This window comes from Armatimonadota bacterium, assembly GCA_035527535.1.
In the GTDB taxonomy this organism is placed as follows: Bacteria; Armatimonadota; Hebobacteria.
On sequence record DATLAK010000102.1, the window covers coordinates 1 to 19,627 of the forward strand.

18 protein-coding genes are annotated in these 19,627 nt (G+C 68.8%); 7 read left to right on the forward strand and 11 right to left on the reverse strand.

Features of this window, described 5'->3' with window-relative positions; all coding sequences use genetic code 11:
- Positions 1–7: 7 nt before the first annotated feature.
- The gene (locus VM221_07485) at positions 8–547 is read right to left on the reverse strand and encodes an RNA polymerase sigma factor (GenBank protein HUT74662.1); all 540 of its coding nucleotides are present in this window, start codon (positions 545–547) and stop codon (positions 8–10) included.
- A 79-nt stretch (positions 548–626) separates the two neighbouring features.
- Positions 627–1,346 (reverse strand): lysophospholipid acyltransferase family protein, encoded by a 720-nt coding sequence (locus VM221_07490; GenBank protein ID HUT74663.1) that lies wholly within the window; start codon positions 1,344–1,346, stop codon positions 627–629.
- 450 nt (positions 1,347–1,796) lie between these two features.
- Here VM221_07490 and VM221_07495 point away from each other — a divergent pair, with 450 nt between their 5' ends.
- From VM221_07495 to VM221_07515, 5 genes are all read left to right on the forward strand, one after another.
- Positions 1,797–2,417, forward strand: a complete 621-nt coding sequence (locus VM221_07495) for a dCMP deaminase family protein (protein HUT74664.1) — start codon at positions 1,797–1,799, stop codon at positions 2,415–2,417.
- A 111-nt stretch (positions 2,418–2,528) separates the two neighbouring features.
- Positions 2,529–3,452 carry a thymidylate synthase gene (locus VM221_07500; GenBank protein HUT74665.1) on the forward strand — a complete coding sequence of 308 codons (924 nt, stop codon included), beginning with the start codon at positions 2,529–2,531 and terminating at the stop codon, positions 3,450–3,452.
- Between the two features lie 254 nt (positions 3,453–3,706).
- The gene (locus tag VM221_07505) at positions 3,707–5,482 is read left to right on the forward strand and encodes a hypothetical protein (protein HUT74666.1); all 1,776 of its coding nucleotides are present in this window, start codon (positions 3,707–3,709) and stop codon (positions 5,480–5,482) included.
- Positions 5,483–5,550: 68 nt separating this feature from the next.
- Positions 5,551–6,375, forward strand: coding sequence for a zinc ribbon domain-containing protein (locus tag VM221_07510; GenBank protein ID HUT74667.1), 825 nt, complete (start codon positions 5,551–5,553; stop codon positions 6,373–6,375).
- A gap of 59 nt (positions 6,376–6,434) precedes the next feature.
- Positions 6,435–7,100, forward strand: coding sequence for a hypothetical protein (locus VM221_07515; protein HUT74668.1), 666 nt, complete (start codon positions 6,435–6,437; stop codon positions 7,098–7,100).
- A gap of 57 nt (positions 7,101–7,157) precedes the next feature.
- Here VM221_07515 and VM221_07520 read toward each other — a convergent pair whose 3' ends face one another.
- From VM221_07520 to VM221_07555, 8 genes are all read right to left on the reverse strand, one after another.
- On the reverse strand, positions 7,158–7,814 hold the full coding sequence (locus VM221_07520) for an NUDIX domain-containing protein (GenBank protein ID HUT74669.1): 657 nt from the start codon (positions 7,812–7,814) through the stop codon (positions 7,158–7,160).
- A 27-nt stretch (positions 7,815–7,841) separates the two neighbouring features.
- Entirely contained in the window at positions 7,842–8,861 is a 1,020-nt protein-coding gene (locus tag VM221_07525) for an NAD(P)H-dependent glycerol-3-phosphate dehydrogenase (GenBank protein ID HUT74670.1), read from the reverse strand.
- The gene (plsY, locus tag VM221_07530; protein HUT74671.1) at positions 8,854–9,516 is read right to left on the reverse strand and encodes a glycerol-3-phosphate 1-O-acyltransferase PlsY; all 663 of its coding nucleotides are present in this window, start codon (positions 9,514–9,516) and stop codon (positions 8,854–8,856) included. The genes VM221_07525 and plsY overlap by 8 nt, the downstream gene beginning before the upstream one ends.
- 1 nt (position 9,517) lies before the next feature.
- Positions 9,518–10,945, reverse strand: coding sequence for a ribosome biogenesis GTPase Der (gene der, locus VM221_07535; protein HUT74672.1), 1,428 nt, complete (start codon positions 10,943–10,945; stop codon positions 9,518–9,520).
- Positions 10,942–12,312: a DUF512 domain-containing protein gene (locus VM221_07540; protein ID HUT74673.1), complete on the reverse strand. Its 1,371-nt coding sequence runs from the start codon at positions 12,310–12,312 to the stop codon at positions 10,942–10,944. The genes der and VM221_07540 overlap by 4 nt, the downstream gene beginning before the upstream one ends.
- A 144-nt stretch (positions 12,313–12,456) precedes the next feature.
- Positions 12,457–13,518 (reverse strand): M42 family metallopeptidase, encoded by a 1,062-nt coding sequence (locus VM221_07545; protein ID HUT74674.1) that lies wholly within the window; start codon positions 13,516–13,518, stop codon positions 12,457–12,459.
- A gap of 81 nt (positions 13,519–13,599) precedes the next feature.
- A complete protein-coding gene (locus VM221_07550) occupies positions 13,600–15,222 on the reverse strand; it encodes a glycosyltransferase family 2 protein (GenBank protein HUT74675.1) in 1,623 nt (540 codons plus the stop codon).
- A 6-nt stretch (positions 15,223–15,228) separates the two neighbouring features.
- A complete protein-coding gene (locus VM221_07555; protein ID HUT74676.1) occupies positions 15,229–16,140 on the reverse strand; it encodes a copper transporter in 912 nt (303 codons plus the stop codon).
- 271 nt (positions 16,141–16,411) lie between these two features.
- Here VM221_07555 and VM221_07560 point away from each other — a divergent pair, with 271 nt between their 5' ends.
- Positions 16,412–17,509: a CapA family protein gene (locus tag VM221_07560; GenBank protein HUT74677.1), complete on the forward strand. Its 1,098-nt coding sequence runs from the start codon at positions 16,412–16,414 to the stop codon at positions 17,507–17,509.
- A gap of 34 nt (positions 17,510–17,543) precedes the next feature.
- Here the strand turns inward: VM221_07560 and VM221_07565 are convergent, their stop codons facing one another.
- Positions 17,544–17,744: a hypothetical protein gene (locus VM221_07565; GenBank protein HUT74678.1), complete on the reverse strand. Its 201-nt coding sequence runs from the start codon at positions 17,742–17,744 to the stop codon at positions 17,544–17,546.
- Positions 17,745–18,123: 379 nt separating this feature from the next.
- Here VM221_07565 and VM221_07570 point away from each other — a divergent pair, with 379 nt between their 5' ends.
- Complete coding sequence (locus VM221_07570) at positions 18,124–19,470, forward strand: nucleotide sugar dehydrogenase (protein HUT74679.1); 1,347 nt, start codon at positions 18,124–18,126, stop codon at positions 19,468–19,470.
- Positions 19,471–19,627 lie beyond the last annotated feature (157 nt).

A 19,627-nucleotide genomic window follows, 5' to 3' on the forward strand; every position in this document is an offset into this window, starting at 1 on the left:
GTTGGTGTCATTCAGCACCCCCCAGCGCGCGGCGCAGCTTCTCGATGGCATAGCGATAACGGCTGGCGACGGTATTCGGTCGCGCGCGCGTGATGGCGGCGATCTCGGCGAAGGTGAGGCCCTCGTAGACCTTGAGAACGACGACCTCGCGCTGGTCCGGTGGCAGCTCGCGCAGGGCGCCCTCGGCGCGCTCCACCGGCAGCGCCTGCTCCTGGTCAAGGCAACTCGCATCGAAGAAGCAGGCGTGGGAGGGGTCGGTGGGCTGCTCGCGATGGGGCCTGCGCAGCATCGAGATGGCCTGGTTGCGGGCGCTTGCGAGCAGGTAGGCGCGGGGGTTGCGGATGCGTCGCCAATCCCGGCGCGCCGCCTTGAGGAAAACCTCGCCCAGGGCGTCCTGCGCGTCCTCCGGTGAGCGCAGCACGGCCAGCAGCAGCCGATATACCGCGGCGGCGTGTCCATCGTAGAGCCCGCCGAGGTCGGCGCGCGCTCCGGTTGCTCGGGGCCGGTCCAGCGCCACCGCGTCGCCTGCGTCGGAGAGTGCCTCCATGCAGTCACGCCCTCCCGTCTTCATTGACGCTTCGGCGGCCAGGTTTTGTCTATGCCCAGGGCGGTATCACAGCCGGGGTTTAGCCGCCTCTGGCGGTGCGGTGCCACGTTGCCGCTCGCCAGCGGGGCAGCAAGTCGGCCAGGGCGGCGGTGATGCGACGGGCGGCCGCTTGCGCCGTCTCGCGGCGCAGGGGGCCGTCGCCGCGCAGGTCGTCGAAGGTAAGCGCAGGGCCGATGCGGATGCGAATCCCCGCCGGGCGGATGATAAAGGAGTGACGCGCCAACGCGCGATCGGTGCCGTCCACGCCCATCGGCACCACCGGCGCGCCGGTGCGCAGCGCCAGCATAGCGATGCCGAGCTCCGCCGGCGTCAGGCGGCCATCCTGGCTGCGCGTGCCCTCGGGGAAGACCATGACCGGCTCGCCGCCGCGAAGAATCTGCTCCGCCTGCCGCAGCGCCGCGCGATCCGCCACTCCCCGCCGCACCGGAAACGCCCCCAGCGCGTGGATGAGCGGCCCCAACAGCGCCACCTCGAACAGCTCCGACTTGGCCATGAAGAAGACCTGGCGATCCACGGCGACGGCGGCGACGGGGGGATCGAGGTAGCTGGTGTGATTGGGGGCGAGGATGACGCCTCCGCGCCGGGGGAAATGCCGGCGGCCGCTGACCCGCCAATGGCAGAAGACGAACAGCCACAGCCGAATCGCCTTTGCGCAAAAGAAGTAGAACAGGCGGCGCGGCAGGCGCTTGGGCCAGACCGCGCGCAGTACTGCCGCCCGCTGGTGAGATGGCTGTCGCATGGATCGGGACTATGATCGCGGAGATGTCATTCTGAGGCGAACCCCCAAAGCCCACCTTCGCGGGAAGGGTTCACCAGTCGGCGGGGACTTACCTGCCGCGCACCGGGGGGGAACAGGGCGGCAACAAGACTGGTTGCGGCGACTGGGCCAGAACTCCGTCTTTAGCGAGCCTTCCTCGAACCGCAATGACTTATCGTGGTTCGCTCGGCACCCCCTCCCTTCAAGGGGGAGGTTGGGTGAGGGTGACACGGCTGCGGTGTGCGGCTCCACCCGACTTACCCTCACCCGCCCCGCTCTCGCGGGGCGCCCTCTCCCTGGAGGGGAGAGGCGTTCGGGCGCAGCCCACGCGGCGGATTGCCCTGACAGCCAAGAACGAAGCTCCTGGCGATTGGCTGCGGCGCTTGACAGCCCGCCGCGCCGCCGCCTATCATGGCCCCGCGAGTTCCTCCCATGACCGATGCTCCGACCACACCCGGCCTGGTTTGCTTGCGCCCCGAATGGGACGAGTACTTCATGCTGCTGGCGAAGCTGGCGGCCATCCGCTCGACCTGCCTGTCGCGGCCGGCGGGGGCGGTGATCGTGCTCGACCGCCAGGTGCTGGCGACGGGCTACAACGGCTCGATGCCGGGGGTCGCCCATTGCACGGACAAAGGCGTATGCTTTCGCCGCAGCGCGGGCGCGGGCGAGAACGATAAGTACGACATCTGCCGCGCTATCCACGCCGAGGCCAACGCCATCGCCCAGGCCGCCCGCCGCGGCGTCAGCATCGAGGGCGCGACGGTCTATACCACCCTTGCCCCGTGCTTCGTGTGCACCAAGCTCATGGCTAGCGCGCGCATCCGCCGCGTGGTCTATGAGCACGAGTACGAGTCCCCCGACCGCGAGCGCGACGAGATCTGGCGGCGCGCGCTCGACGACGCCGGCATCGAGTGCGCGCAGCTCACCCTCACCCCCGACACCGTGCGGCGCGCGGGGGAGCTGATCTCCGGCGTCACTTCTCTGCGGCGGCCGCTGTCCGCAACGGGGGAACCGCTGAAACCACCCACAGATTTCACAGATGACACAGATTAAGGGAGGAAGGAAATGGCGGGCGAAGCCAATTCCTTGTGATTGCTTGCTCTTCTCGCCCGTCTCTTGTTTTCTCATCTGCGCAATCTGCGGTTAACAAGGGAAAGACCTAAGATGATTCCCGGCAGCCAGCCCGTTATCGCCGTCAGCGGGCGCACCTTGCCCGAGGCGTGGCAGAACGCCATGCTCGCCCTCTACGAGGGCGGACTTGACACCGCCACCTCCTTCGACCGCGCCGGCGACCCCCAGAGCAAGGATGCCACCGTCATCGTCACCGTCGAGGAGCCCTTCGCCGAGCCGCGCCTGCACAAGCGGGCCATCCCCGCTGGCCTCGAGGAGCTGGAGATCTACCGGCTGGAGGTGGTGGCGGGGGTGCACGATCATTGGGTCAACCGCTTCGGCGAGGAGTGGAACTACACGTACCACGAGCGCCTCCGCGCCTACGACGCGGGCGACGGCAAGCCGGTAGATCAAGTGGCGACCATGCTCGACCAGATCTGCGAGGCGCGCGACCTGTACCGCCGGCGCTTCCAGGTGGTCACCTGGATCCCGGCGGTGGACCCGCACATCATAGACCCGCCGTGCTTGCAGCGCCTGCACGTGCGCCTGCTGCCGACGCCGGACGGCGCGTGGACGCTCAACCTCAACACTGACTGGCGCTCGCGCGACGGCTACAAGGCGTGGTTCATGAACGTCTTCGCCATCACCGATCTGCAGCGCCTGCTGGCGCAGGAGATCGGAGAGCGCCGCGGGGTCGAGGTGCGAGTGGGGCGCTACTGCGACAAGTCGGATTCGCTGCACATCTACGGCAAAGACCTGGAGGGGGTCGGAGGGTTCTCCGGGTTCCTGCAGCGACTGCGCGAGAAACCGCTGGACGAGCTATGCTGGAGCAGCGAGTTCTGCCGGCCGATGTTCGTCGAAGCGCGCCACCGCCTCGCCGCCCAGCTCGACGCCGAGCGCCGGGGCCTGGGCAAGGGCGTCATCGCGGCGGGCGTGGACGCGGCGACGTTCCCCTATCCCGCGGAGTGGGATCGGTAGCGGCGGGCCGTTTCGGCGCGCTGCGCCAAGACGTCCGCGCATAGACCCGCTGCGGCGGCGCACAGGCCCGCCCTGAGGGTGTATAATAGGCGGCGAGGGGCATCGCCATGAACGCAAACGAAGCGCGACGCGCAAGAGCGGTTTGCCGTTCCCCTATCGCCGTGTGTCCTCTTCCCTTTTTCTCCTTCATGCTTTCCACATCGCGCATCGGTTTCCCGGCTTCGAGCTTATGATCCGCCCGGAAGGAGACGATCATGCTCAGTCGCACCTCGATTGGCCTGGTTGTGGCAGTCGCATGGTGGATAGTCTGTGCGCCGGTGCCAGATGCCGTTCGCGCCGATACGTTCGACGCGGGGGAAGCGGCGCTCGGCGATCAGCGCCTGGCTAAACCTCTGACCCTCGACCTGACGCAAGAGCCGGTGTCGGATCTGCTCGCCAGGATCGGAGCGGCCACCGGCGTCCGGCTCTCCGCGCGCCAGATGGACAACGACAAGGTCAACGTCTTCGTCAATGACCTGCCTGCGCGCGATTTGCTGGCGCAGGTGGCGAAGCTGTACCGCGGTCGGTGGGAGCGCGGAGATGGTGAGTACGTCCTGGCGTCGCCCGATGACCGCGAGCTGCTGTGCGCGAAGGCAATGGAGCGCTACCGGGCCGCCCAAGAGGCCCGCTATCGCAAGCTGGTCAGCGACGCCCTTGCCAACCTCGGCGCAGACGATGGACAACTGAGGCAGATCGCCCGTGAGGATCCCGAGCTGGCGCTCAATCTGGCGGTCAACAGCTACCCCTACACGGTGCTGGCCTACCTGACGCCGGAGCAATTCGAGGACTTCTTCGACGGCGGCAAGCCCATCCTCATGTTCAACCAGATGCCCGCCGAGCTGCAATCGCAGGTGCGCGATCACGTGTCCCGCTTGGAAACCGATGAGCCCTCCGCCAATGTGCGCTCCGATCGCCTGGGGCAGACGGGCTACAAGATCTACCGCAACGGCAAGTGGGGCATGACCGGCGTCAGCACGACAATATGGCAGCCGAATTCCGACATCTTTTCGGGCGGCTTTGGAAATGTGCCCGAGTGGTCACAGCAGGACTGGCTGGGACGCCGCCTGCCGGAGGCTGCGGACAGACTCGGCATCGTGCGCGACGACACCCTGAAGTTCCAGTGGCAGCGGCGCATCCCGCGCGACACGCCCAACGAGGCGTTCACCCATGCTCCGCCGCCGACGATCGAGATGAAGCCGCGCCGCGACAACCTGCGCGGCGCAGGGTTGACTCAGGTCGAGCGCGCGCTGCACGAGGAGTACGGGGTGCAAGTCGTCGCCGACAGCTACTGTCGCTTCCAATTCAGGTACCTGCGAGACGGGCCGACGCCGGCGCCGCTGGAGATGTTCCTGGACGTGGTGGCAGTGGACTTCGATTATGCGTGGGTGCGCGAGGGCGACGTGGTGCGCCTGCGCAATCCGCTGTGGTTCGAAGCCGATGGCAAGGAGGCGCCGACCTGGCTGTTCAAGGAACTCGCCGCGCGCATCAAGAAGCATGGGTGTCTGCGGTTGGACGATGAGCTGTGGCTGGTGCGAAATTGCGAGCGCGAGGGGCTGTGGCGCCTGTACTCGAGCCAATACAAGGGCCTATATTTCCCCAACGCGATGTCGCTGCGGTACGACTGGCATCTGTTCCGCGCCTTTTCCATGCTAACGCCGCAGCAGAAGGAACGCTGCTGGGGCGAGGGCGTGCCCGTCGCCGAGATGAGCGGCGAAGCGCAGGCACATCTGGTGCAATGGATCCGGGAGGCGCGAAAGCTCGACCAAGACGCGCCCCTCGACCTCAGCCCGGCCACCCTGACCGTCAGCCGCAAGGTCTCGCCGATCAGCGAGGCGGGTGATATTGAGGGCGCTATGTACTACAGTGACGATGCCATCGTGGTCAGCGTGTCCGGCCTGCCGCCAGATCCTCAAAGTGGCTCGACGGAGTTGCAGCGGTGGATGCGCCTCACCAAGCGTTGGCCGGCGGAGGTGCTGGCGGCGTTGCCGTAGAGCCGGGCCGCCCTTCGCCGCTGCCAGCGACAGGGTGATGCTAGACCGAGCTTGAGGAGGGTACCGCCATGACATGCGTACGCTGTGGAGCCGATGTCCCCGAGCAGGCCGGTTTCTGCCCCCAGTGCGGCCAGCCGGTCACCGCCGGTAAGCCGCCGGAGGGAAGCCCCGTCAATGTCCCGCAAGCTCCGCCCGCGCCGCGCAGGGCCGGCCTCGCCGGCCGCCTGAGCCTCATCGAGTGGCTGCTCAAGTATCGCGCGCATGTGATTCAGGACATCGCCGACGAGCGGCATCTGGGACGCTATGCGGCGGACGCGCTACTGGTGACGGTGGTGTGCTCTGTGTTCTATGGCTTCGTCGTCGGCGTGTCGGTAGGCGGGTGGCAGACCCTCTACGACCCGATCAAGCTGCCGTGGGTGCTCGTTTTCACCCTCCTGCTGTGTCTGCCCACGCTCTATGTCTTCAGCGCCTATCTGGGCAGCGGGCTGAGCCTGGCCCAAGTCAGCGTGGTGACATTCAGCGCCACGGCCGTGGTATCCATCACCCTGCTCGCCTTCGCTCCGGTGATATGGTTCTTCATGTTCACGGCCCCCGACAGCCACCACTTCTGGGTGCTCCTCAACGTGGTCGTCTTCGCGGCGGCCGGAGCCTTCGGTGTGGGCTTCCTGGTGCGCGCGATGAGACAGCTTCACGCCCAGCGGGCGGAGTTCCCGAAGGTGCGACGGCTGGTGAACTGGTGGGTGGTGCTCTACGCCGTCGTCGGCGCCCAGATGTCATGGCTGCTGCGGCCTTACTTCACCGCCACCGATGTCTTCATCCGGCCGCGCGGCGGGAACTTCTTCGTCGCCGTGTTGCGAACGCTCATCGAGTGGCTCTCGGGCCGGGGTTGGTAGGCATGGCAGGCACCGGCGCGCCGGCGCAAGCTCGAGCCTTGTTGCCCCTCGGCGGAGTCGTGGGGAGCCTATTTCACCACCGCGAGGAGCTATTCGCAGCTCTCCGCACCGGCGCCGCCGCCCGCGCCTTGGCTCTGCGCATGACTGCGTACGTGGTGCTATTCGCCGGCGCGTACGGCGTGGTCATCGGCATCTACGCCGGCGGGTGGCAGGTGGGGTACGACCTGGTGAAGCTGCCGTGGGTGCTGCTGGCGACGCTGGCGCTGTCGGCGGCCTCATTGTACGTCCTCAACGCGTTCGCCGGAGCGCGCATGTCGTGGGCGCAGACGATCGCAGTCGTGCTCACCGGGCTGCTGGCGACCGTGACCGTGCTGCTCGCCCTGCTGCCGGTGGTCGCCTTCATCATGTTCTCGGGCGAGCGCGACTACTACTTCACGGTGTTCACTAATGTCGTCGCATTCGCCATTGCCGGCTGGTGCGGGGCGCGCTTCGCCATGGAGGCCACGGCCGCGATGCACGAAGATGAACCCACCCGCAAACGGTGCCTCGCGGTGATGCGCGGGTGGACGGCAGTGTACGGCCTGGTGGGCCTACAGATGGCGTGGCTGCTGCGGCCATACTTCCGCCAGACGGAGGTCTTCATCCGACCGCTGGGGGAAGGCGGCACCGTGTTCGAGGCCATCGCGCGGCTGCTGTGGAGAGTGCTCGTCACCGGCTGGTCCTAGCCGCCGCGCCCGGCGCCGCATCACAGGCGATGGCGCCCGTGCCACATTTGGCTGCGCCTAGCCGGCCTGGCCCCGGTTGAGCAACTCGACAAGTACGCTTGGCGCACGTCCGAGGCCTACCTTGGCATCGGGGTCAAGTTCCCGTGCGGGGATGATCTCGACTCCGGCAGCCTGCAGCCTTCGGACGGTGAAGGCCGCGGACATGATTAAGCGCAACAGCGCCTCTTCGAGCAGCACCAGCCCGTGAATCTCGCTCAGCGGCCTCGGCTCTCCCTGCAAGCGCGCCCAGAAGACGACGTTATAGTAGACGCCTTCAGGGATCACGTCGCGGGAGACCGGCTGCCGGCTGATGAGGAGGGGGCGGGGGAGGGTGCTGACCGCGATTTCGGACGGGTGCCCGTCGAGATCAGCGTAGAAGCACTGCGCCGCGGATTCCACCGTCGCCCGGCAGCCAACCTCCTCCATGAGTTCCCTTTGGATGCATTGCCCCCAGGTTTCCGCGTGCTCACGCCGCCCGCCGATCCGGCCCAACTCCAATCTGCCGCCGCCAGAGCCAGCCAACGACGCATCGTTCAAGCAGAACATATAGCGGTTATCATTCAAGCGGGTGAATATGCCCGCGCCCTGCGGGGCGCCTGCGGGGACGATCTCATCAAGGGTTCTCTCGTGCATCTTATCGCGCCCCGACTTGATCGGGGCGCGCTCCGACCCCATCGGCGTCCATCGGCGGTTCGATATCCCTCACTCGCACTCGTCGCGGGCGTCGCGCAGCATGAGCCGTCGCACCGCCTGTGCGGGCTGCATATCCTCGAACAGCACCGCGTGCACGGCGCGCGTGATGGGCATGTCCACTCCCGCCTGCTCCGCCAGTCGCACCGCCGCGCGCGTGGTCTGCACGCCCTCCGCGATCATGTTGTCCATGCCCGCCAGGATGTCGGCAAGCGCCCGGCCGCGCGCCAGGTGGTAGCCGACATAGTGATTGCGGCTGCGGCGGCTGGCGCACGTCGCCACCAGGTCGCCGATGCCGCTGAGGCCGATGAAGGTCGCAGCGGCGGCGCCCAGCGCCACGCCTAAACGGGTGATCTCCGCCAGCCCGCGCGTGACCAGCGCCGCCTTCGTGTTTTCGCCGAAGCCGAGGCCGTCGTTGATCCCGGCGCCGATGGCGATGACGTTCTTGAGCGCGCCACCGAGCTCCACCCCGACCACGTCGGAGTTGGTGTAAACGCGAAACGTCGGCTGCATGAACAACTGCTGCGCGCGTCGCGCCCGCTCGCGATCGGCGCAGGCGATGACGCTGGTGGTGGCGATGCCGGCCGCCACCTCGGCGGCGAGATTGGGCCCCGACAGGCAGGCGGGACACGCGCCCCACGGCGCCGGCAGCTCGTGGGTGATGACCTGCGTCATCCGCAAGCCCGTGTCGTGCTCCAGGCCCTTGGCGGTGCTGATCAGGAAGTGCTGCGGGGCCAGGTGCGGGCGCAAGGCGCGCACCGTTTCACGCATTCCCTGCGACGGCACCGCCAGCGTCACCATCTCCGCACCCGCGACCGCCGCCCCCAGGTCGTCGAGGGGCTCCACGCTCTCCGCCAGGGTCACGCCCGGCAGGTACTGCTGGTTCTCGCGGCGCAGGCGCAGCGACTCCGCCATCTGCTTGCGGCGCGCCCACAGGCGCACGGCCTGCCCCGCGCGCCCCAGCAGCGCCGCCAGCGCCGTGCCCCAGCTGCCGGCGCCGACGATGGCCGCCGGCGGACGCGAATCACTCATGCTCGTGCCCCTTCCCCGGGGGCGAATCGCTCCTGGAGGAGCCGATCTTCGATTCCTCGCCCCGCAGCAAGCGGCGCAGGTTGGGCGCGTGCAGGGCGATCACCAGCACCGCCGCCAGCGCCGCGAAAACCGTGTAGGGTCGTGGTTGACGATAGGCGAGCATGAAGATCGGCATGGAGGCGGCGCTCACAATCGAGGCGACCGAGACGATCCGCGTGATGGCCGCCAGCCCGACGAAAACCGCGAGCCCGCTCAGCCCCACCGGCCATGACATCGCGGCGACGACGCCGAATCCCGTTGCCACGCCGCGCCCGCCGCGGAAACCCAGGAAGATGGAGCACGTGTGCCCCAGCAGGGCCATCGCCCCCGCGCCAAGGGTCAGCGCGGTGGCGGCGCCGCCCGCGTACCCCCCATGGGCGGCGAGCGCCTTTGCCGCCAGCACCGCCACCGCGCCCTTGCCGGCGTCGAGCACGAACACCACCAGCGCGGCTCGCTTGCCGGCGACCCGTAACACGTTGGTGGTGCCGATATTGCCCGACCCCACCTCGCGGATGTCCACGCCGCTCCACGCCTTCGCCACCCACAGGCCGAAGGGCAGCGAGCCCAAGACGTAGGAGCCGACCATCAGCAGGACTGGAGGCAGCGCGGCGCTCACGTCATTTCCCCCGACGCCCGCGGCGGGACTCGTCCGCGCCCGCGGATTCACGTACTATCATCCGCACCGGCGTCCCCTCCAGCCCGAAGCGGTGGCGGATGCGGTTCTCAAGATACCGCAGGTATGAAAAATGCACCAGCTCAGGATGGTTGACGAACAGCACGAAGGTCGGTGGGCGCACCCGCGGCTGGGTGGCGTAGTAGATGCGCAGCGGCTTACCCTTGATCGCCAGCGGCCGCGCCTGCGCCGCCTCCCGCACCAGGCGGCTGAGCTCCGGGGTCGAGACGCGCATGGCATGCTGTTGCGCTGCCGCCACCCCCGTGCGCATAAGGTCATCCAGCCCCCAGCGCTCCGTGGCCGAGATGAAGACGATCGGCGCGTACTGCATGAACGCGAGCTGGGATCGCGCCTGGCGCGCGAAGTCCTTCATCAGCGTGCGGTTCTCGGCGGGGGCGAGCTGCTCCTTTTCCTGCTGTGCCGCCGCGGCCCGCTGCACCAGGTCCCACTTGTTGACCACCACCACCTGCGCCCGTCCCTGCTCGTGCGCGTGGCCGCCGATGCGTTGGTCCTGGTCGGTCACCCCCTCCTGCGCGTCCACCAGCAAGAGCGCGACATCGCAGCGATCCACCGCCGCAAACGCCCGCAGCACCGCGTAGTACTCGAAGCTCAGCCGCACTTTGCTCTTGCGGCGGATGCCCGCGGTGTCAATCAGCACCAGGTCGTGGCCGTCCCACGCGCAGCGCGTGTCGAGCGAATCGCGGGTCGTGCCCGGCTCCTGCGACACGATCGCCCGCTCGTGCCCCACCACCGCGTTGACCAGCGACGACTTGCCCACGTTCGGCCGCCCCACCACCGCGAGGTGGATCGCCTCCTCGTCCGCGGCGCTCTCCGGCGGCGTCGGCAGCAGCTCCCCCAGGCGATCAAGCAGCACATCCACGTCCATGCCGTGGATGGCGGACACCGCGATCGGCTCGCCCAGCGCGAGGCCATAGAACTCCTGCGCGTTTTCCATGCGCGCGCGGCTCTCGACCTTGTTCGCCACCAGCAGCACCGGCTTGCCGGTGCGCCGCAGCATCTCCGCCACTTCGTAGTCCAGCCCGCTCAGGCCCTCCTTGGCGTCCACCACGAACAGGATGACCTGCGCCTCCTCGATCGCGACCTGCGCCTGGTCGCGCACCTGCTGCAGCAAGGGCGCGTCGCCAGCCGCCTTGCCCTCGCCGGTTTGCAGCCCTCCGGTGTCAATCACGGTGAAGTGCTGGCCCTGCCACTCGCAGTCGGCGTAGATGCGGTCGCGGGTGATGCCCGGCGTCTCCTCGACGATGGCGATGCGGCGCCCGGCCAGGCGATTGAACAGGGTGGACTTGCCGACGTTGGGGTGGCCGACGATGGCCACCAGCGGCTTGGCGGTAGTAGCTCGGTCCTCGCTCACGGTGCGGCACGCTTCGGGCAAGCTCCGGACGTCGTCCGCGGCTGGCGGGCCAGCTTGCGCGCCAGCCCCCGCGGCCCCGCGGCATGGATGACCTTCTTTCCCAGCCGCCGCGACAACTCCTCTAACGTGAAGCTGTCCAGGAACTCGTCCTCGCGCAGAGCGCTCGACGGCAGGACGATTACGTCGCCGAGCTCTCGCCCCGCCAGCGCGTCCGCCACCTCCGCCCCCGCGAGCAGACCGGCGACGGTGATGGTCTCGCCGAACAGGCGGTTGGTCACGGCGACGACCTGCGCGTACGCCCCGTGAGCGCTCATCCGCGCCGCCATGCTCTCGACCAGGGCGCGCGCGGACCCGCCCGTCACCAGGGTCACCGACAGTCCGGCCGCCGGTCGAAAGTCCGTGCCTTCCAACTCGTCCAGGAATAGCCGCGCGAGCCCGACGCCGTTGTCGCGCTGGGGGAACCCCTGATAGTCCTCGGCGGGAGGGAATTCATCGCCCGCGAGCGCATAGATCTCGTCGGCGGCGAACACTAGGCGCGAGCCGAGGAGGGGGAGAAACTCAGCTTGCCAGGCGCGCACGCGATGGAGGATCTGCCGCGCGTCCGCGCTCATCACCGGGCGCAACTCGAACAGCCCTTCGCGGCGCATAGTCAGGCCGACGGGCACCAGGGCGATAGAGCCCAGCGCGGGATGAAGGGCGGCTAGGTCGGCGATGGTGCGCTCCAGGGCGGCGCCGTCGTTGAGGCCCGGGCACAGCACTACCTGCGCATGCAGCTCGATGCCGGCCTGCACCAGGCGGCGCATCTGCGCCAACACCTCCGGCGCGCACGGGTTGCCCAGCAGGCGGCGCCGCAGGTCGGGGTCGGTCGCATGCACCGAGATGTAGAGCGGGCTCAGCCGCTGCTCGCGGATGCGCGCGAAATCCTCCTCGCCAAGGTTGGTGAGGGTGACGAAGTTCCCGTGCAGGAATGATAGGCGGAAATCGTCATCGCGCAGGTAGAGCGTCGGCCGCAAGCCCCGTGGTAGCTGATCGTAGAAGCAGAACACGCAGCGATTGCGGCAGCGGCGCATGCCGTCGAAGAGATCGGTCAGGAAGTCGAGCCCCAGGTCCTCATCCGGGTGCTTCTCGATGACGACCACCCGCCGCGCCCCGTCGGGCTTGATGACCTCGACCGCAACCCGCTCGTCAGCGGACAGAAACTTGTAGTCCACGTAGTCGCGCACCGGCGCGCCGCCGATGGCCGCCAGGCGATCGCCGGCCTCGATGCCGCCACCGGCGGCGGGACTGCCTGCGGCCACCGCCGCGATCAGAACCGGCGCCGCCAGGGTATTCTGGTTGGCAGTGCTCTCGCATTCCCTTGAGGACATCGCGACCCAAATGCACAGGCACAGCCCTCCCGAGGCGGGTAAACATGCCGTGCCCCTACCATCCCATTCCCACCCCGACCGGTCGGGGCGCTTACCCATTATACACCGTGCGGGCGACGCGACCGGCGGGTCCGCGGAGCCGAATCAGCGCGGGATAAAGCTCATCCCCGGCTGGAGGGCGGCCACCACCGCCGCCAGCAGCTTGGCCGCGTTCTCGACGTCGGACAGCGAGATGACCTCAACCGGCGTGTGCATGTAGCGCAGGGGCACGCTGAGCAAGGTGGTGGCGACGCCGGCGCGGGAGAGCTGCATGACCGTAGCGTCGGTGCCGGTGTCGCTGGGGTTGCCGCACAGTTGGTAGGGGAGCTTACTCTCGTCGGCAACCTTGAACAGCAAGTCGGTGAGCACCGGGTTGAGATGCGCGCCGCGGTGCAGCACCGGCCCCGCGCACAGCCTGCGGTCGCCGATCTTCTTTTTCTCCGCCTCGGGGAAGTCGGTGGCGTGGTCCACGTCCACCGCTATCCCCACCTGCGGCTCGATGCCGAAGGCGCTGGTGACGGCGCCGCGCCGCCCCAGCTCCTCCTGCACCGTCGTCACCGCGTAAACGGCCGCGTTGAACTTGCGCCGCGACAGCAGACGCAGCGCCTCGCAGACCACGAACGCGCCGCACTTGTTGTCGAAGGAGCGGCCGGCGACGATGTCCTGGTCGAGATGCTGGAATCCCACCTCGACCGTTACCGGATCGCCGACGGCGACGCGCTTCTCGGCAGCCTTGCGGCCATGAGCGCCGATGTCAATCCACTGCTGGTGGAACTGCAAGATCTTCTTGCGTTCCTCCTGGTCCATCATGTGGATCGCCTTCTTGCCGATCACCCCGCGCACCGGGCCGCGGCGCGAATGGACGATCACCCGGTGGCCGGGGGCGAGCTGCGGGTCCACCCCGCCGATGGGCGCGAAGTGCAAGAACCCCTCGTCGCCGATGTAGCGCACCATGAAGCCGATCTCATCCACGTGGCCCGCGAGCATGACGCGCGGGCTGCCCCCGGGGTTGAGGGCGCCGATGACGTTGCCCATGACATCGGTGCGCACCTGCGCGGCATACTTGCCCATCCACTCGCGCGCCAACGCCTGCGCCGGCTGCTCGAAACCGGCGGGGCTGGGCGCTTCGACCAGCGCCTTTAGGAACTCCAGCGATTCCTTGCGCATGGAACCTCCCGTTTGTGGTCAAGCCACGCTGTGGGTTGCACTCGTATTCTGCCGCCGCGCCGGGCTAACCTCTCGCGCCGGTCATGGTTCATCCCCAGGACGCCCCAGCCGGTCGAGCCAGCGCAGGGCCGGGACGCGAGCGATCAGGTCGCTGAGGGAGTGGCGCTCGCTGTAGAGGTGGATGCCCGCCAGCATTGCGACGCATGCCAACCTGCCCCACAGCGGCAGCACAGCCGCGAGGGCAATGCCCGCCGCGATGCCGAGGGCGTTGGCGCCCGCATCACCCATCATCGCCCGGCCGCCGAGGTCGAGGGGCGCGAAGGCCAGGGCGATGATGCCAATGGGGGCCACCAGGTAAAGCGCAAGCCCGTCGGCGGCAACCGCAACCAGCGCCAACAGCAGGAACCCCTTCAGCGCCCGCCCCGGGCGCAGGTCGAGAAGATTCACCAGGTTGGCGCACAGGGCGATTACGGCGCCGTTGAGAATGGCCGCGGGGAGGCTGGGGCGGGCTATGAACCAACCTATCACCAGGCCCATGATCAGGCCCGCGATCGCCTTGACCGCCCCGGTGGTTATGCGGCCACGGGCCAGGCTGCGCAAGTGCCCCCGCAAGCCCGATACTGCACGCGACCCGTAGAGGTCGTCCGCCAAGCCCACCGTGGTCATTGCCGTCACCGCCAAGGCGACCCACGCCAACAATTCGGCGCGCTCGCCCGAGCGCACTGCCAGTGCCCACGTCGCCAGCGGGCCGAGCGCGAACCCGACCCCGCCCGCCGCGGGGATCTCCCGCCCCGCGTAGTTGGGACGAGCCAGACCCTTCCCCTGGTTGAGCGCCAGCGAGATGACCACCACAGCCACCGCCAGCCACGCGCTCCAGGCTGCCGCGTACGCGGTCCAGATGAAGGGATCCGCTACCAGCCGCCACCACGGCAGATAACGTATGATGCCGATCAACGCCGCCCACGCGCCCGCCGCGAGGATCAGCCTTCGTGCTGGAGCGGGGCACGCATCGGGGCCGATGGGATAGAACGCGCGCGGCCCGAGTGCCGCGGCGACGGCGGCGAACTGCCGGCCGCGGTGGAGGAAGCCGGCGAGGTTGCGTCCAGTCGGGGCGTGGGCGAGGTTGACCGGCACCTCGGCAATGCGCGCACCCAGAGCCGCGGCATCGGCGGTGGCGGCGACCTCGGCCGCGAAACCACGCGCCCAGGGCAGTGCGCGCGCCAGCTTCGCCGCCATGCAGCGCTGGCCCGAGAGGGGAGCCGCGAACCAGCGCCCCGTCAGGAGCCACAGGCCGACGCGCGCGGCGCCGAGGGCGATGCCAAGCCCGGGGCGCCTGCGCGGCGCGGGCAGCACGGCGATCGCGAGGTCGGCGCGGTCCTCGCCTACGGCCGCGACCAGGGGTTCAGCCGCGCCCGCGCTTTCCCCCAGGTCCGCGTCGAGCAGCAGCACCAGCTCGCCGGCCGCCGCCGCGATCCCCCGGCGCAGCGCATCGCCCTTGCCCCGATGCCGCGCGCGAACGAGCTTCGCGCCCGCCCGCGCCGCCTCCTCGGCAGTGGCATCGGTTGAGCCGTCGTCCACCACCACCACCTCGGCGACCCCGGCAATGGCGCGCGCGGCAGCCGCGGTGGCGCCCACGCGCCCCTGCTCATTGTAGGCGGGGATGATGACCGACACCCGCGGCCGCGCCGTTGGGCCGGCAAGCACGGACGCCTACCTCCCGGCAGGGGCAATCGGAGGCAAGAGATGGTCGGCGGTGCTCTTCTTGACCCCGAAATCCCCTTCGGCGCCCGCCAGCACCAGCACCAGGGCCAACTGTCCGGCGGCGGTGTCGGCGTTGTCAACCGTGGAGATCGCGAACCGCTGGTAGGAGTGCATGCACGACAACCGGTCCGCGCTCGCCTCGCACGCGATGACGCGCTTGCCCGCCTCGTGCAGAGTGCGGATGATGGGCACATCCACGGCGTTGACCGAACTCAAGTCGCTGTCAGTGCCGCCGACAAGCAGCACCGCATCGGCGCGGCTCCCGTAGTCCCCGTCCACGCCGATCACCCCCAGTTGCCGCAGCCGGTAGGGCAGCTCGGGCGACCCCTCGGCGATGCGCAGCGCCAGCTTGCCCACGAGGATTCCGCGCACATCCCCCTCAATCGGCATCAGGAACCCGAAGTCGTCGAAAACCGGCGCCGCGTCCTCGCGCTTGAGTTCCAGGAAACCGGGCAAGATCTCGGTGACGGAGGTGACCTGGGCCCCGGCCTGGCGCACGGTGGTGGTGACCGCCTCCACCCACGGGGTGTCGCCGAAGTCGCGGTTGTGGATGACCGCGACCCGCGTTCCTTGCAGACGCGAGTCTATCAGAAACGGCAGCACCTGCTTGCCGAAAGCGCGGCGGTGGAGGTCAGTTTCGGCCAGCTTCGTTATGGTGCGGCGGTTTTGGGCGCGCAACTCCCGGAAGGCCTTGAGCTGGCTCTCGAGCGACGGATCGCCGACCAGGGCGATGCCCAGAAGAATGCCGATCAGCAAGGCGCAGAAGACCGCCAGCAGGCTCGCAAGATGATAGCGGAAATCAACCGGCATGAGCGCATAGGAGCGACCGCGCGCCGCGACCGCATGCTCCCTGACCAGCATTGGGGTATCCCTCTGTGCTTCTGCGCGTGGCGCTTGCAGTCCTGCAGCACACCCATGCGCCGCGAGTGAAGAGGCTGCGGCCGCACGGCGACGAGGAGTGCGGCGGCCTGGCATGTGGCCCCGTCGCCCACCGGCGCGACCTTGCGACTTGGCGAGCGATCCCCATCTCCGCAGCCACATCCGACCTTCGCTCGGTTGCCCGGTTGACTGATGAGCGAGGGCCGACTATGCTACCTGGGATGCGCACTCCGCGCAGCACGAGGGTGCCGCGATGCCGAGGTTGACAGGCGGTGCGATGCTCCCGGTGGCGGCGGTCGCTCTGCTCTTGATGTGTCGGCAGGCGCCAACGCTTGCGCCGTTCGCCCCTGGGGTTCCCTGGCCCCAGCCGGTTGCGGGGGATCTCGGCCTCTACGCGCCCGCGACCATCACCTTCGTGGGCGATATCTTGCTCGCGTCGGGGGTCGCCGGCGCGGCGGCGGACAACGGCGCCGAGCGGCTGTTCGCCAGCGTGGAGCCGCTGCTTCGCGGCGACGACCTGACGATCGGCAACCTGGAGTGCGCGGTGGCGACATGCGGCACGCCGGCGGCCAAGCAATTCACCTTCCGCGCGAGCCCGGCGCTGCTGCCCGGTCTGCGCCGCGGCGGCGTTGACGCCGTCTCGCTGGCCAACAACCACGCCTTGGACTACGGCCGCGCCGCGCTGCTCGAAACGCTTGATCACCTGCGCCGCGTGGGGATCCAGGCTGCCGGCGCCGGGCCGGATATGGATCATGCGAGCCGGCCCGCGTTCCTGTGCGCCGGCCGCCAGACCGTTGCGCTGATTGCCGCGAGCCGCGTGCTGCCCACCGCGGAATGGGGCGCCGGCGAGGACCGCCCGGGCATCGCCGCCGCGTACGACCCCTCGCGCCTGCTGCGTGAAATCCGCGCCGCCCGCCCCGCGGCCGATGTCGTGGTGGCGTACCTCCACTGGGGCCGGGAGCACGCTCCGCTTCCTCAGGCCACCCAGCGGGCGCTGGCACGGCAGTGCATTGATGACGGCGCCGACCTCGTCATCGGCGCGCATCCCCACGTTCTGCAGGGCTTCGAGTACTACCGCGGAAAGCTGGTGGCTTACAGCCTGGGGAACTTCGTCTTCACCGACCACGGCAAGATCACGGCGCTCCTGCAAACCACCTTCCGGGATGGCGCCCTACAGGCGGCAACCGTCGTCCCTTGCCGCATCGTGCACCACCGGCCTCGCGTCATCACCGATCCTAGGGAGCGCGAAGCGGTGCTGCGGGACTTGCAGGCGCGGTCATTCGGCGTCCGCATCAGCGGCGACGGCGCGCTCACCGGCGACGTGCGCGGACTGCCCACCGAGTCTCCCTGAGCCCCTGCGCGTTGCGCGCGACATGCGGGCTCAGCTAGCCACCGCCGGAGGCCGCCCGCTTGCGCTTGCGGGAGCAGCACGCTTTGGTCTGGTCAATGGCGGCCGTACCGTCCCGCGCAGGGCTCGCCCCGTCGCCGCCCCCGTCGTCACGGCCCCAGTGCTGCTCGAAGGCCTTTGTGATCTCGCCCTGAGTCAGGAGTTTGGACTTGCCTCGCCGTGATCTCGCGTCGTCCATGAACACCCCTCTCAATGCGTTCGACCGCCTATCGCGGATTATGAATGATGTCACTATGACAGGGTTTGCCCAAGGAGCGCAAGGGGATGGGAGGGGCGGCTTGTATGCCGCGCAGCACATGTGCCGCCATGCCAGCCGTGCGCGGAGCCACACCCCGGGCCTGACAGGCCTCCAGCGAAGCTTCGCGCGCCTCCGGCGGGCAAGCCCTCCGCAGGCGGGCAAGCCTCAAACCGCGGGGTGGGAGGCACTTCCACCCATGTGAACGGTTGAGCAGTGGAACAGCCGTTTCTCGCTGGCACAGATATTGCTGCGATAGTAATCGGCTGGCGGCTCCGCGGTCAGTCGGCATCGCTTCTCTCGTCTGTCGGAGGGCCTCAACGTGGGCTTGAAATCGGATCAGACCGCAGTCATCGGCGCCCCAACGGCGACCGATCGCCTGGCACAGGCCTTGCTAAACCGCGAGGCGCGGGTGGCGGTCATCGGCCTGGGCTATGTAGGGCTGCCCCTGTGCGTGGAGCTGGCGGAAGCGGGATTTCGGACCCTTGGCTATGACCTCAACCCCCAGCGCGCGGCACAGGTCCGCAAAGGCGACAGCCCCATCGGCGATGTCCCCAGCGCCCGCCTGGCGCGGGCCATCGCCGACAAGCGCCTGCGCGCCGGCGCCGACGCCGCCCTCCTGCGCGACGCCGACGTCTTCGTCATCTGCGTGCCGACGCCGTTCACCAAGGCTCGACAGCCGGATCTCAGCCACGTCATCCGCGCGGGCCAGGACATCGCCCCGCATCTGGCGCCCGGGCGCATGGTCATCCTCGAAAGCACCACCTACCCCGGCACTACACGCGACGTCTTGCGCCCTCTGCTGGAGGCCTCGGGCCGGCGCGCGGGCGACGATTTCGCTCTCGCCTTCGCCCCCGAGCGGGTGGATCCCAATAACCAGCGCTTCAACATCGCCAACACCCCCCGCATCGTCGGCGGCTACACGCCGCGTTGCGCCGGCCTGGCGGCGCTGCTCTACCGCCAGTTGTCCGCGCCCGTCGTCACCGTCTCCTCGCTGCAGGTGGCGGAGATGGCGAAGCTGCTGGAGAATACTTTCCGCCACGTCAACATCGCCCTCGCCAACGAAATGGCGATCATCTGCGCCGACCTCGGCATTGACGTGTGGGAGGTCATCGCGGCGGCGGCGACCAAGCCCTTTGGCTTCATGCCCTTCTACCCGGGGCCGGGAGTCGGCGGGCACTGCATCCCCATTGACCCCTGCTACCTGTCCTATCGCGTGCGCGAGCTGGGGCGGCACGCGCGCTTCATCGAGCTCGCCGAGACCATCAACGAGCAGATGCCGGATTACGTTGTGCTGCGGGTAGCCGACGCCCTCAACCAGCACGGCCGGGCGCTGCGGGGGGCGCGCATTCTGGTGCTGGGGGCGGCGTACAAGCGCGATGTCGCCGACCCCCGCGAGTCGCCCGCCATCCACATCATCTCCCGGCTTCAGGACAAGGGCGCCCAGGTGCGCTACCACGACCCGCTCATCCCCGAGCTCAACCAGGTGGCCCGACCGCTGCGCTCGGTGGACCTGACCGCCGAAGAGATGGAGGCCGCCGACTGCGCGATCATCGTCACCGATCACACCTGCCTGCCCTACGCCGAGCTGGCGCGGCGCTGCCGCCTCATCTTCGACACCCGCAACGCCCTGCGCGACCACGCCGGCCCCAACATCGTGCGGCTGTAGGCCCGCCGCCGCAGGTCTTGCCGCCGCCGCGCCGAAGTCAGTGGTTGCCAACCTGATGACGCGGCGGAGGCCACATGACTGAAGCCCCGAAGCTTTGCAGCCTGGTTCGCTTCCCGCAGTTCCCCGAGGTCGTCACTCTCCCTCCGGTAGCGGAGTT